This window comes from Desulfosarcina sp. (assembly GCF_041551955.1).
In the GTDB taxonomy this organism is placed as follows: Bacteria; Desulfobacterota; Desulfobacteria; order Desulfobacterales; family Desulfosarcinaceae; genus Desulfosarcina.
In genome coordinates this window covers 1-13,918 of sequence record NZ_JBFELV010000098.1, presented here as the reverse complement: position 1 = coordinate 13,918, position 13,918 = coordinate 1, and the positions used below count along the sequence as shown (strand labels likewise).

The following is a 13,918-nucleotide window of genomic DNA, read 5'->3' as shown; positions in this document are numbered from 1 at the left end:
TGGGCCTCGTTTAAGCGAACCAGAGACCCCTGCCCGGCATTGTATTCCTTTTCGACCAAATCCCGGGTGCGCTGCACCAGATCGACATTTTCACGCTGGAGGGCCACCTGGGTTTGGGCCGTCACGACCAACGCAGCGGAGCTGCGGATGTCCGAAGTAGTTGAAAGGACCAGCTCTTCCAAGGATTTTTCCAGCTCAATCTGTCGTTGTCTAACCTCCCGCACCTTGGCACGCGTGAAGCCGCCGGCAAACAAATTGTAGGAGAGACCCACTTGGATGCGGTTGCCGAAATCGTCCTGCCCGAACCCAGGATCATCGACGCGTTCACCGTCCAGGCTGCCGGCCAGGACGACCGTTGGATAATAGTCGGACTGAGCGATCTTAACCTGGGCCTCGGCCTGTTTGATGCCCCACTGGGTCTGCTGGATATCCGGGCGACGATCCATGGCATCGGCGATCAGGTCCTCCACCGCCGGCCTGGCAAGCTCCACGGTCGTCTCCGGAGAGAGACGGCCCAGTTGCACGTGGCCCGGCAGTCGGGAATCGGGACGTCCCAGCAGGGCGGCCAGGCCGTATAGGGCGATCTCATACTGGTATTCCTGGTTGATGCGGGTGGTCTTGGCCTGGTTTTTGCGCACCTGGAAGTTGAGCACATCGCTCAGGGCTCCGGTACCCACCCGCTGGCGGGCTTCGGCGTCGGCCAGCTGGCGTTGGTTAAATTCCTCATCGGCCCTGGCGATGGAAACGTTCTCAAGCGCCAGCTGGGCTGAATAGTAGGAAAACGCCACGGCGGAAATCAGAAGCCGGCGGGCGTCATTCAATGCGGCGGCGGAGGATTGTTCTCCATAACGGGCCGAGGCATTGGAAAATTTGCGTTCAAACCCGTCGAACAGGGTCCAGGATGCGGTCAGGTCGGCGGTGTAGTATTCTTCGGGATCCGCGATGGATGCACTCGGGCTGAAAAGCCTGGCGAGCGCCAGGCTCTCCTGGTAGGCGTTTTCGGAAAGATCCACCCGTGCGCCGGATGCATTGGCGTCCAGCCGGGGCCAGTAGGTGGAGCGCGCCTGATCCAGCTGGGCCTTGGCCTGACGGACTCGGGCGGCCGCGGCTTCAAGACCGGGGTTGCCGGCCAGTGCAATCTCCACGGCGGCTTCAAGATCCAGGGTCGACATGGCGGCCCAGTCAACCGCACCGGCACCCGCCGAAAGCAGCTCCATAGACGTCTCCGAAACGCGGGTTTTTAGGGCGTTACCCGCCGATGGCAGGGCAACACTCCAGCAGAGCATGGGCAGGATAAACCAACTGACATGTCTTTTCATTTTTTCACGCTTTCTTCTTTAATGGTTGTGGGCGGACACTATTTGCAGACCTCCACCGATGGCGAGAGCAGTTGCCCCGAATCGTCGGCCAGGGGATCCTCGTGCCGAGTTCTCGCCGGTTCCACATCCAGGCGCTTGGGCCAATGACCGTGTTTTAAACGGTGCACCACCAGTCTTAAGTCATTCAAGATGGCCAGCAGGCTGGGAATGAGCACCAGCGTAAGAATGGTGGCAAACGCAACGCCGGCGGCGATGGAAAGCGCCATGGGGATAAGAAACTTGGCTTGGAAATCGGTCTCCAGGATCAACGGAGCCAAACCGCCCACCGTACTCAATGTGGTCAGAAAAATGGCCCTGAAACGCCGGGTTCCCCCCTGAAGGATCGCTTCAAAAAACGGCATCCCGCAGGCAAAATTTTCATTGATGCGCTCGATGAGCACAATCGCGTCGTTGACCACCACCCCGGTAAGCGCCACCATGCCGAAGATGCTCATGATGGACAGATCGTAGCCCATCAGCAGATGGCCGAATACGGCGCCGATAATACCGAAAGGCACGGTGAACATGATCACAAAAGGCTGTACATAGGAACGGAACATGGTGGCAATGATAATAAAGATGCCCAGCACCGCCAGCGGAAACCCGATGAAAAGGCTGCCGAATGATTCGCGCATCTTCTTCTGCTCTCCTTGAAGGGCCACGAACATTCCGGGATGGCGTTTCTTCAATTCGGGGAAATAGTTGGCCGACAACTCCGTTAAAATCTCGTTGGCATTGGCTTTATGGGTGTCCACACCGGCACTCACGGCCACCCTGCGCATGCCGTCGGTGCGGGTAATGGTCGAGAATCCAGGGGCAAAGGTGACATCGGCGACGGACATGAGCGGCACCTCAAATCCACCTTGGGTGCGAATACGAACCTGGTTCAGGTCGGAGAGCCGGCTGCGCTCCCCGGCAGTGTAGCGCACCTTTACCCGGATGTCGTCCCGACCCCGTTGAAGCCGGAGCGCTTCGTCGCCATAATAGCCGGCGTAGACCTGGCGGGCCAGATCCTCCACGGTGAGCCCCAACGCCCGGGCTTCCGGTTTGAGACTCAGGCGCATCTCGTTCTTGCCGGGAGAGAAGTCGGTACGGATCTGGTACACGCCGTCGAATTTTCTCAGCCGCTCCATCAACTCGTCGGCGGCCAGCAGAATATCGTCCATGTCGTGGCCCTGAAGCCAGACCTCGATGGGATCGCCGGGCGGGCCGGCCTCCATGCCGGCAAAGGTGAGCGATTTGATGCCGGGCAGGGCACCGATTTCCTTCTCCCAGAGCACCATCAACTCCTCGGTATGGATGCCCCGGGCATCGGAATCCAAAAGAATGGCCTGGACGGAACCATAATGCGGTCCCACCTGGGGGATGTCGCTCAGGGTCTGGCCCACCAGGGTCAGTCGATCCCGAACCAATGGATCGCCGGACCGGGTCTGAAGGTTTTTTTCCAGCCGCGTCAGGGAGTCCTCGATCGCTTCGATGGCCTGCCGGGTGACTTCAGGGGGGGTGCCGTTGGGAAACTCCGCCGTGGCGGTCATTACAAAACCGTCCAACTTGGGAAAAACTTCGAACTTGATGATGCCGCTGCGCACCAGGCCGACGGTAAGCATGAGCACAGTGATGGCCGTGGCCAGGGAAATGTAGCGCCAGTGCAGTGCTTTGCTGAGAAAGGGCGTGTACACACGGGCAACGAACAGTTCCATCCACCGCGATGTGGTTAGCTGTATCTTTGAGAGCGAGGGCACCAGCCTTCGCTCTTGCTCGCGCGACCGGTTGGGGTCGGGAAGGTGGCTCAAATGGGCCGGCAGCAGAAAAAGACACTCGACCAGCGACACCACCAGGCAGGCGATCACCACGGCAGGCATGATGCGGATGAACTTTCCCATGATGCCGCCCACGTAAAACAAAGGCATGAAGGCCACGATAGTGGTGAGCACGGCGGCGATCACCGGCATGCCCACCTCCGATACCCCGTCCACGGCAGCCCGCAGCGCGGTCTTGCCCTGCATGCGGTGCACGTAAATGGCCTCGCCCACCACAATGGCGTCATCCACCACGATACCCAGCACCATGATCAGTCCGAAAAGGGAGATCATGTTGATGGTACCGCCCATGGCCCAGAGAATGACCAGGGCACCGGCAATGGAAATGGGGATACCCATACCGGCCCAGAAGGAGAGGCGGATATTGAGAAAGCTCCACAGCAGTAAAAAGACAATGCACAGGCCGATGATTCCGTTTCTCATCAACAGGTCGATCCGCGCCTTGAGCATGTCGGTGTTGTCGTAAAGAATTTCAATATTGGCGCCGTGTGGGATCTGCTGCTGCTTTTCGTCGATGTACCGGCTAATGGTCTTCGAAATCACCAGGGCATCTTCTTCGGGGGTTTTGTAGACAATCAACAGAACGGCCGGCTCACCGTTGATGGTGGCGGCAATGGGGTCCTCGGTAAATCCGTCGTCGATATGGGCCAACCGGCCCAAAGTGACCACATCCCCCTCTGGGCGCGCCAGCACAACGACCGAGGCCAACTCCTCACCCGTATATTTGCGCCCCATGGTGCGCACGCGGATCTCCTCTTCACGGGTTCGGATGGTGCCACCGGCCAGGTTTAAGCTGCTGCGGCGGACGGCGTCGGCCACATCCGAAAAAGACAGGCCATACTGGCGCAGCCGCTCCTCGGAGACTTCGATGGCGATTTCATAATCGCGCGCACCGAAGGTTTCCACCTGTGAAATATTGGGCAGCTGCTGTATTTCGTCCTTGACCTGCTCGGACCACTCCTTGATCCGCCGTTCGGACATATCGCCGGACAGGTAGAGCAGCGTCACCACATCCTTAAGCAGCAACTCGCTGATCACCGGCTTTTCCGCGTCCACCGGGAAGGTGGAGATGGCGTTGACCTTGGTACGAACCCGGTCGAGCACCTCGTCCACATCGTAGTCCTCGCGGATTTCAATATTGGCCGAACCCAGACCCTCGGACGACTGGGTGGTGTACTGTTTGATACCTTCAAGTCCTTCGATGGCCTCTTCGATCTTGCGGCTGATCCCCTCTTCCACCTCTTCCGGATCGGCACCGGGATAGGGCACCGTGATGGTGATCATATCCAAAGAGAACTCCGGAAAGGTTTCACGGATCATGTTGGCCGTAGCGATGTACCCGGCGATAAAAATCATCACCAGGATGATGTTGGCAAACACGGTGTTCCTGGCAAATGCGGCAAGTACCCGTTTCCAGATGCGGACTCCCCGTTGGCCGTGTCATCTGCAATTTCAAGCAATGCATTTTCAAGCGGGTCGATGAGCCGGGTGAGAATCACCGTGTCACCCGGGTTGATTCCCTGGCCGACATACACAAACTCACCCTCGATGCGTTCCACGCGCACGTCCACCGTTTTGAGCCGGTTGTCGGCATCCACCAGGTAGGCCTTGTTTTCAAAGCTTACCGCCTGGCGGGGCAATCGGTATACGGCGCGCATGGTCCGGCCGGGTATGTCCACCGTGCAGAACATCCCTTCCACCAGCGGCAGCGAACGGTGGTCGTCACCCATGGCTGATGGGGCGTTGACCCGCACGGCCACGGTGAGGGTCCGCGTCTGCTGATTGAACGTCACCACGCGGTTCAGAATCCCGGTCCACGCCGATCCTGATTTATTTTCGGTCCAGCGAATGATGCATTCGACAGGCGTAAGGTTCCCGAACCAAGCTGTTGGCTGTTGGCCATCGAGCGATTCAAACTGCAGCCAGTGACGGGCATCGCGGCTGTCGAGAGAAACCTGAAGTTCCAGCACGCTGTCGTCGACCAGGGTCAAGACGTTCTGTCCGGATGAGACAAACTGGCCGGTCTCCAGGGTTACGGATTGGATCCGGGCGTTAAAGGGCGAGGTGATCGTACAGCGGGACAGGTTCGTTTCAGCCACCGAGAGACGCGCCTGGTTCGACGACAGACTGCTCTCGGCCTCCCGTATCTGCAGTGGATAGAGGCTCACAGCCTGGGATATCTGATCCGCTTGATCCAAGGCGCTGTTATAGGCGCGCTCGGCCTGATCGATCCCGGATCGGGTCCCCACCCGGTCTGCGTCGAATAACCGTTTGATCCGCTCGAACTCTGTCTTGGCCAGTTGGGCGCTCCTTTCAAGGGTTTTCAACCGCTGACTATCGATGGCGTACTGCTTTTTCAAACGCGCCACGGTAGCCTGCCACTGGGTCACCCCGGCCCTGGCCTCCTGGAGGCCGGCTTCATAATCGGACGGGTCGACGCGAAACATGATGTCGCCAGCGGGAATGATCTGCCCGGCCTTGAGGTTGGGGTGCGTGTAGATCACCCGGCCGGAGACTTCCGGTGCAACGGTGACCACGGTCAGCGCCCTGGCCTCACCATAGCCGGAGATGATTACCGGATAGTCCCGGGGCTGAACCGTCGTGGTTCTTACCTTGATGGGCCTTTCCTCGGTTTTCGCCTCGGCGGGAGGCTCTTTCAGGCTGGCCAGTCCGTTCATCCCCACCCAGCCCGAGACAAGAATCACCAAGCATATGCCTATGCGGATCAGCACATGTTTTTTCGGCCGGTTCTCTTCCTTGATAGTCATTGTAATCCCCTATAGTTAGACTGGAAGTGATTTGTTTTCCAGGACCTGCTTGATTTGTTGAAGGACCTCGCACCACTTCTGGGTTGTTTCCGGCCCTACCGCCTCGACCAGCTCCACAAACGAACCCAGGATCATCCCCTCCACCCGGGCGATGTCCTCCAGCGCCTCGGGAGAAACCCGAATCACCACCTTACGCCGATCCAGGTCACTGGGAACGCGGGTCAGCAGCCCCCGCTCCACAAGCCGATCCACCATGGCGGAAACCGATGGTGGGGAAACGTTTAACAGTGCTGCCAATTCAGTAACGGACACCGTTTCGCGGACCCGGATCATCATCAGCATGTTCATCTGCGGTGCAGATAACTCCCCGAAACGATCATGCTTGTTGGTGCTCATACAGGCACCGGTGGATATCCGCATGATCCGGTCATGGATAATCCTACCCGTGGTGAATATGTAGCGGGCATGGTTCAACACATCTTGATCGGTCATGAACGCCTCCAATAGTTGTGGGGGGCTAAATATATGCAAGACTAATTTTTTGTCAATAAAATATTTAACTTGACTAATTAAAAGGCATTGAAATTTTCCCGTTTGCGCACCTCCCTCATTTTCACCTGCAAATGAATCCCGGAAAGGTTTTTATCTTGGTCGCATGTTAAAGATAAGGCCATCGGCGACCGATAAAGTGGGAAACAGTTCAATCAACCGAGAATGTATCCCACATGGAAAAAAGATGGTTCTGAGCAAGAAGACGCCGCGTACCCTTTGCGTAACCAGCGGCAAAGGCGGTGTGGGCAAGACCAGTTTCACCGTGAATTTCGCCATCGCCCTGACCCGGGCCAACCGCCGCGTTTTGGTCATAGATGGCGACATGGGGCTGGCCAACGTGGACGTGTTGCTGAGGCTGTCGGTTAAAAACAATATCCGGGACATCCTGGAAAGTGGCGCCGATCCACGGCAAGCACTGATTTTCGCCCGCCCCAACCTGGCCATCCTGCCGGGCAGTTCCGGTGTTCCAGAGATGGTATCGCTGGGGCAAAAACAGCAGGAACGGCTGGCCAGCTTTATCAAGGATATCTCATCGGATTTCGACTACGTCATCATCGATACGGCAGCTGGCATCGGGTCTTCAGTGTTGTGGTACAACCGGTTTTCAGACCATAACATTTTCATACTGAGCCCGGACCCCACGTCCATGACCGATGCATACGCCCTGATCAAACTGCTGTCCCGGGATCACGGGATCAACCGGTTCAATCTGGTGCTCAATTCCGTTCGCGGGGTTCGCGAGGGCAACCACACGGTAAATACCATCCGGGGGGTGACGCAGCGATTTCTTAACCTCGAGCTGTTCCACCTGGGCAGCATCCCGGAAGACAAGGCGGTCCGCCAGGCGGTCCTCGACCAGGTGCCCTTTATCGAACAGACACCGGGAAGCAAGGCGGCACGTGCCGTCCGCGACCTGTCTGAGCGAGTTCATACGTTGATCTGATGACTTCCAAACGCGCCGTCCACAACCGCAGAACGATGATCGGCTGCAGCCGCCTTGGGGCAATAGCCTCGGTCATGAACGCCCTACCGGCACAGGCCGCCGTCAGCGGCAATCCACCGCATGGAAGCATTTTTTGGGTGTTACTATGGGTATTCGTATTAATAGTGGCCATTTTTCTCGGCTATCTCCAGCAAAACCGGATGATCCGACGTAAAACCGCCGAATTGAGACGGGAGCTCTTCGAGAGACAGATGGCCGAAAAGGAGCTGCTTGTCTCGGATCAACAATTGCGGCAGTCGCTGGCAGAAAAGGAGTCACTGCTCAAGGAGATCCACCACCGGGTGAAAAACAACCTGCAGATCGTCTCCAGCCTGCTCTACCTTCAGGAGGATTATATGAGGGATGCCAAGGGTGTGGAAATTCTGCGGGAGAGTCAAAACCGAGTCAAGTCCATGGCCTTGATCCACGAGCAGCTATACAGCACGGCAGACCTGGCAAAAATCGATTTCGGCCGATATGTCCAAGGGCTGACCGCCAACCTGTTCGGCGCTTACGGGATCGATCCGGCCCGCATCCGGCTCAATGTCCATGCCGATGACGTCGCCTTGGGGGTGGACATGGCCGTGCCATGCGGCCTGATCATCAACGAGTTGGTGTCCAATGCCCTCAAGCATGCCTTTTTGCCCGGGGCCAGCGGAACGATTGACATCGTCATCCGAACCCCGCATGCCGGCCGGATTGAAATCGTGGTGGCCGACGACGGCATCGGCCTCGTCGAGCTGCCGGCGGATGCCGAAAAAAAATCCCTGGGTCTGCGGCTCATCGATACGCTGACCAATCAGTTGGGTGGCAGCCTTGCCCTCACAACGGAAAACGGTACCCGGTTCACCATCACGCTGTCTGCCCCTGAACAAACCAAAAAGGAGTGTTGACATGGTACAGGCGAGGATTCTGGTAGTGGAAGACGAAGGGATTGTGGCCCAGGAAATCAAAAGTCGTCTGGAAAAATCAGGTTATTCGGTGTGCGCCGTGGCCCATGACGGTCGTACAGCCATCGCCCATGCCGGGAAGATGCATCCGGACCTGGTGCTCATGGACATCAAGCTCAAAGGAGAGATGGACGGCATCGACGCCGCCGGAGTGATCCGGGACCGGTTCAACGTTCCTGTCGTCTACCTCACCGCCTATACGGATCCGGCCACACTGGAGCGGGCCAAAGTCATGGAGCCCTTCGGTTACGTGGTCAAGCCCTTCGAAACCCGCAGCTTGATGGTTTCCATCGAGATTGCCCTGCATCGCCACCGCAGTGAATCCGAACGGATCGACCGGGAAAAACTCCAGGCGGTGTTGGAAACCGCAGGCGCCATCTGCCACGAGTTGAACCAACCCATGATGGCCATCTCCGGCCACGCGGAACTGCTCATGGGCAGCCTCGATCAGGACAACCCCGTCTACCCGAAAATTGCCAAAATCAAATCCCAGGTGGAACGCATGGGTGCCATCACCCAAAAGCTCATGGGCATCACCCGCTACGAAACCAAGAACTATGTGCCAGGCGAGCGCATCGTGGATATAGAGAAGTCTTCTTTGACCTTCGATTAACTAATGTCGATCCATAAATGGCCAATTTACCCGATAATGGAAAAAACATCCTTATTCTGGCAGGGTATGGCGCTGGTCACGCCTGCGGAATGAGGTTCGAATCAACCGCGACAGGTGCCGGTAGTAGTTGAAACTGCCCACGAAGAGGGCGCCGCCAATGGCGGTGTAGGCGACGGCCAGGAAATGTTTCGGGATGGGTGAGTGCCGCAGGGTAATCCCCAGGGCGATCATGGCCAGGATGATCAGATAGCCCTTCCAGGCCTGGAATGCAAAAAAGCAACCCCGATCCGGCAGACGCCGCAGACGCCTAATATTTTTTTGGGCGATGCGGCCAAACCCCCAGCGAACAGAAAGCACGGCCAGAATCAGCCCCGCCGCCGAAAAGGCCATGCCCCGCCCCATTCCACCATCAGCCAGCCAGCCGATTGCAGTGGTACACATCATAATGCCAACGGCGCTCCACATCACACCGGAGGCCGCAAACAGCCAACACTTGGGTACCGTCGGTTTAAGATGGGAAAGCGTCATTGCCAAATCCTCGCCATCGGCAGAGCGGCACTTGCGCCACCCTCGTTAAAACACGAGCACTAGCGGCAGATGACATCAACCGCTTCACCGGCCAGCCACTGGTTGATAAAATGGACGGTCACCCGAACATCGCTTCCGGTTTTTAGTGCCAGCGATTCCAACCGCCCCAGTTTTTCCAGCACCTTTGCCTGGTTTTCCAGCAGGGCATAAATTTTAATGCTTCGATCCAGGCAATCCAGCGCGGCTTCATCTTCTCCCAATTGTTCGTGAATGACGGCCATCACAGAGAGATCGTCGGCCATCCCGCGGCTGAATCCGGCTTGGCGGTCCAATGCGAGGGCACTTTGAAAGTGAATCATGGCTTCGGTATAATTTCCGTTTTTCAGCATCAACCGACCCCGCGTATAACGAATGGTCGCATCGGCATTAAATCCATCGCCAGCTGCTGCATTGTCGGCCTGATCCAAAAGGGTTGCCGCTTCATCGGTTCGATTCGCCATCATCATCAATACGGCACGATGATTCAAAACCATGGCATATACCGGACCTGTCTCCCGGGCCAGCAGTTGCGCCTCGTCCAGAAGCACCTCGGCACCTGTCAGGTCATCCGCCTCAATAAGAATGGCCGCTTTGTTGGAAAGGGCCTGGGCCATCACCCGCTGGTCGTCGCAGCGCCTGGCGGCAGCAATGGCGGCATCGTAAAACAGACGCGCGTCTTCGGATTTACCGGCATGCCGGTAGCCATTGGCCATACTGTTCAGGCTGCGGGCCACACCCGCCTGCTGATCGGTGAGGGAATAATGCTCGTGGGCCGCTAAAAAATGCTCCATGGCCTTGCGGGCGCAACCCTTATGATACCAGTAAATACCCCGTTTCAGCTCTCGATCCCCTTCGTCGGAACCGTCAGCAAACGAGGTCGCCGGGGGCGAGGCAGCACAAGCTCCGATCCCTAAAACTGCCAGCACCAATATCGGGACGAGGGTTTTTTTCATCATGGCCCTTCCATTTTCAAGTGATGTTAGACGAATACGATGGCATCTGGCAGCCTGGGTTCATTGATCAGGGGCTGCTCAATATCCGCTGCTGCGTCGATCAGGGTCCAACCAGCCGATAGTAAAGAATACCGATGTATTCGTGAAGCGCATCGGCAGCGGTTTGCAAGCTGCCGGCCCGGGGAAGCAGGTGGCGCCAGGTGTTTGGGATGTTCCTGGATCCCAGAAAGTAAGCCGGAATGGGTGTCACCTGAAGACCCGCGGCATCGAATGCCATCCGGGCTCGCGTCAGGTGGTGGGCAGCGGTGACAAGGATGGGTTTGGAGAAACCCTGCTGCCTGCAGATGGCGACAGAAAGCCGGGCATTTTGTGCCGTATCCCGGGCCCGGTCTTCCACGGTGATGGATTTTTCCGGCACGCCCAGGTCCATCATGAAACGTTTGGCTATGGTCGCCACGGCAGAATCAGCATCATCGTATTCCCGGCCACCGGTAACGATAACCGGGAGCCCCAACCGCCGGTAGAGTCTCACGGCGGTGACGATCCGGCCCATTGTTGACGGCGATGGCGTCGAAGTACCGGATAGGTCCGGCACGCCTTCAATCATCCCGCCGCAGAGCAGGATGATCACGTCTCCCGACGGATCCGCCAGGATGGAATAATCAGACTCCAACCCTTGAATCAAAAAATTGGCCAGTGGAAAGGTGGATAGGGCCCAAAGCATCAGCCCCAGGATCAAATTTGCCAGCCCCAGTGCCCATCGTTTGCGGTAAGCCATCACCAGTGAAACCAATACGATCGCCAGGATGAAAATACCCGGTGGCAGTATGAACGAGGTGATTGTCTTTTTTAACGCAAACATAGGCTTATCTTTCGCGTTCCCATGGATCGGCCGACATCGCAGACGCAGTCTCTATGGGGCGGTTATACCGCGTTTCGGATTCCCGGGTCAAATGCATCGATATTCTTCAGCATCGTTGACCAAAACGGCAGGAAGACATGTGCGAAGGACGAACACGCATGGGTTGGAACGTAGAAAAGTCAACACTTGAGAATGAACGGCCACCGAACAAGGAGGCGTCCCCATTGCCTGGCAGACCACACCAACTGTAACCATCTATAGGTTAATCACCTTGTCGGCCAATTGCAGGGCGGTGACAATATCCAGCATGTTGGTGGTCTGGCCCACGCGCTTTTTTTCCAGCAGGCTGAAGTGGTCGAGGCAGGTACCGCATACCAGGATGGTGAGGCCCTCTTCTTCCAAGCCCTTCAGGTCTTCCAGGGTACCGGCGCCGTCGATGGTCAGCTTCACCCCGCTGTTGACGAAAACCAGACGCCACAATTCGCCATCCATCTCCTTGAGGGTTTTAATGAAATTGATCATCAGTTTGGTGCCCAGCACATCGTCTCCACTGCCCATGCGGTCCGCAGCCACCATCACCATGATCTTTTTTGCATCGGTTAACGGGGCCGCCGCAGCCGGTTTCGACTCAAGGGTCATCCCCCCGCTGGTGCCGATGACCGTGTATCGCTCACCCGTTTGTTCAACGCGGGTTCGGTAGCCTTGTGATTCCAGATAACGGGCCACATTCTGCCAGGCCGGTTCATTATCCACCAGCACGTCGATGTGCTGGGGATGGTTGTTCTCCACAGCCGCCTTGGTCTCCAGCACCGGTGCCGGACAGGACAGACCGCTTGCATCAATCTGGGTCATTTCATTTTCCTCAATTTGCTCAATTCGTCATCAAACGATCTGGATGATTCCTGCCGGGTAGTCCACCACCTCGCCGATGATCGTCGCATGCTCTACACCTTCGCTTTGCAGGTGGTCCACCAGCCCCTCAGCGGATGTCGGCGCAACAGCAATGCACAGCCCCCCGGAGGTCTGGGGATCGTAGATAATGTCCTGCATGGCTGGGTCCACACCCTCGTCCATGTCCACCATGGGCGCACGGAAACTCCGGTTCTTGTGAGCCCCGCCCGGAACCATGCCCATGGCTGCAAACCCGAGCGCCACGTCGATGATGGGCAGCTTTCCCAAAACGATCTTCAATCCCAGGCCGGTTCCCTGCATCATCTCGGCCAGATGGCCGATGAGCCCGAAACCGGTGATGTCCGTACAGGCATGTACCGGGTATTCTCTCATCACCGTGGCGGCGGTCCGGTTCAGGGCCGCCATAATGGCCGTTACCTTCCGTGTGATCTCCCCGGAGGCCAGATTGCCTTTAATCGCCGTGTTGACGATGCCCGTACCCAATGGTTTGGTGAGCACCAGCCGGTCGCCCACGTTTAGTCCTTGTTTGGTGAGAATGCGGTTCGGATGGATAAATCCGGTCACGGAAAGCCCGTATTTGAGCTCATCATCCTCCACACTGTGGCCGCCCAGCAGCACCACACCCGCTTCCCTGACTTTGTCGATCCCTCCCTGGATCACCTCTCTCAGGACGGAAAGGTCCATCCGCTTGAGAGGAAAGCCAACCAAATTCATCGCTGTTTTGGGCTCTCCGCCCATGGCATAGACATCGCTGAGGGCATTGGCCGCAGCAATCTGACCGAACCAATAAGGGTCGTCAACCACCGGCGTGAAAAAATCCACCGTCTGAATCAAGGCCAGGTCGTCGGACACCTTGTAAACCCCGGCATCATCCGCCCGGGATAGGCCAACCAGGACATTGGCATCGGTTGGAAAATCCAGCCCACACAACGCTTTCTCCAGGTCCCCCGGAGGCAGTTTGGACGCTCAGCCGGCCCCTCTGACCGTTTCGGTCAGGCGAAGGGGCTTCAATGATGGGTTGTTCTCAGCCATTTTATTTCTCCCGTTTTCAAACCTATGTTTTCCCCATAGCGCCAAGCCATTGAGAATAATCGTCATCGGTGTCTAAATCAAATCGCAAAAACCGATAAGTTATTTAAAACCTATAGAAAAATACTATTTTCGCTGCACCCACGATGGCAGGAATCGGATAGAATATCCGCTCAACCGTCTTCTGCCAGGCTGAGCCCAATCACGATGTGGCTGGGTTGCAGGATCCGTCGATTAAAAAAACCAAGAAAACCCCGCCAGGCTGGAATGATCATCCATCATTTAGTATTTTTGTTTTTCAATTCATCCCAGGCCTGCATGGCCCTGCGCTGGTGGGGAATGGTAATCGTACCACCCACGATCAGACCGATAAACAGCGCCTCTTCCAACTCTTCACTGGAGACGCCCTCCTCATGGCAGCGGATCACATGATACATGATGCAGTCGTCGCAACGCAGCACAAAGCTGGCCACCAAGCCCATCAGCTCCTTGGTCTTGACCGGCAACACCCCTTCCCGGTAGGCCTGCGAATCGAGGCTGTAGTAGCGTTTG

General features: G+C 57.0%; 13 protein-coding genes. 3 read left to right on the top strand and 10 right to left on the bottom strand.

Going from position 1 to position 13,918, the window contains the following annotated elements:
• The 4 genes from ABYV26_RS09775 to ABYV26_RS09760 all read right to left on the bottom strand — a co-directional run.
• Positions 1-1,319, bottom strand: a 1,319-nt coding sequence (locus ABYV26_RS09775) for a TolC family protein (protein WP_372680502.1), incomplete at its 3' end; no start/stop codon positions are given.
• Between the two features lie 38 nt (positions 1,320-1,357).
• Entirely contained in the window at positions 1,358-4,558 is a 3,201-nt protein-coding gene (locus ABYV26_RS09770) for an efflux RND transporter permease subunit (protein WP_372680500.1), read from the bottom strand.
• Complete coding sequence (locus tag ABYV26_RS09765) at positions 4,534-5,946, bottom strand: efflux RND transporter periplasmic adaptor subunit (RefSeq protein ID WP_372680499.1); 1,413 nt, start codon at positions 5,944-5,946, stop codon at positions 4,534-4,536. Before ABYV26_RS09765 ends, ABYV26_RS09770 begins: the two co-directional genes overlap by 25 nt.
• A 15-nt stretch (positions 5,947-5,961) precedes the next feature.
• The gene (locus ABYV26_RS09760) at positions 5,962-6,438 is read right to left on the bottom strand and encodes a MarR family winged helix-turn-helix transcriptional regulator (protein WP_372680497.1); all 477 of its coding nucleotides are present in this window, start codon (positions 6,436-6,438) and stop codon (positions 5,962-5,964) included.
• Positions 6,439-6,682: 244 nt separating this feature from the next.
• Here ABYV26_RS09760 and ABYV26_RS09755 point away from each other — a divergent pair, with 244 nt between their 5' ends.
• From ABYV26_RS09755 to ABYV26_RS09745, 3 genes are read left to right on the top strand one after another with little or no spacing between them, the layout of a single operon-like run.
• Positions 6,683-7,441, top strand: a complete 759-nt coding sequence (locus ABYV26_RS09755) for a MinD/ParA family protein (protein WP_372680495.1) — start codon at positions 6,683-6,685, stop codon at positions 7,439-7,441.
• On the top strand, positions 7,441-8,373 hold the full coding sequence (locus ABYV26_RS09750; RefSeq protein WP_372680494.1) for a sensor histidine kinase: 933 nt from the start codon (positions 7,441-7,443) through the stop codon (positions 8,371-8,373). The genes ABYV26_RS09755 and ABYV26_RS09750 overlap by 1 nt, the downstream gene beginning before the upstream one ends.
• 1 nt (position 8,374) lies before the next feature.
• Positions 8,375-9,043 carry a response regulator gene (locus ABYV26_RS09745; RefSeq protein WP_372680492.1) on the top strand — a complete coding sequence of 223 codons (669 nt, stop codon included), beginning with the start codon at positions 8,375-8,377 and terminating at the stop codon, positions 9,041-9,043.
• Between the two features lie 51 nt (positions 9,044-9,094).
• Here ABYV26_RS09745 and ABYV26_RS09740 read toward each other — a convergent pair whose 3' ends face one another.
• The 6 genes from ABYV26_RS09740 to ABYV26_RS09715 all read right to left on the bottom strand — a co-directional run.
• Positions 9,095-9,571 (bottom strand): hypothetical protein, encoded by a 477-nt coding sequence (locus ABYV26_RS09740; protein WP_372680490.1) that lies wholly within the window; start codon positions 9,569-9,571, stop codon positions 9,095-9,097.
• A gap of 59 nt (positions 9,572-9,630) precedes the next feature.
• Positions 9,631-10,566 (bottom strand): tetratricopeptide repeat protein, encoded by a 936-nt coding sequence (locus tag ABYV26_RS09735; protein WP_372680489.1) that lies wholly within the window; start codon positions 10,564-10,566, stop codon positions 9,631-9,633.
• 97 nt (positions 10,567-10,663) lie between these two features.
• Positions 10,664-11,425 (bottom strand): YdcF family protein, encoded by a 762-nt coding sequence (locus ABYV26_RS09730; RefSeq protein ID WP_372680487.1) that lies wholly within the window; start codon positions 11,423-11,425, stop codon positions 10,664-10,666.
• 255 nt (positions 11,426-11,680) lie between these two features.
• The gene (gene yedF, locus ABYV26_RS09725) at positions 11,681-12,277 is read right to left on the bottom strand and encodes a sulfurtransferase-like selenium metabolism protein YedF (RefSeq protein ID WP_372680485.1); all 597 of its coding nucleotides are present in this window, start codon (positions 12,275-12,277) and stop codon (positions 11,681-11,683) included.
• Positions 12,278-12,307: 30 nt separating this feature from the next.
• Positions 12,308-13,369 carry a selenide, water dikinase SelD gene (gene selD / locus ABYV26_RS09720; RefSeq protein WP_372680483.1) on the bottom strand — a complete coding sequence of 354 codons (1,062 nt, stop codon included), beginning with the start codon at positions 13,367-13,369 and terminating at the stop codon, positions 12,308-12,310.
• A gap of 275 nt (positions 13,370-13,644) precedes the next feature.
• Positions 13,645-13,918, bottom strand: a 274-nt coding sequence (locus ABYV26_RS09715; protein ID WP_372680481.1) for a carboxymuconolactone decarboxylase family protein, incomplete at its 5' end; no start/stop codon positions are given.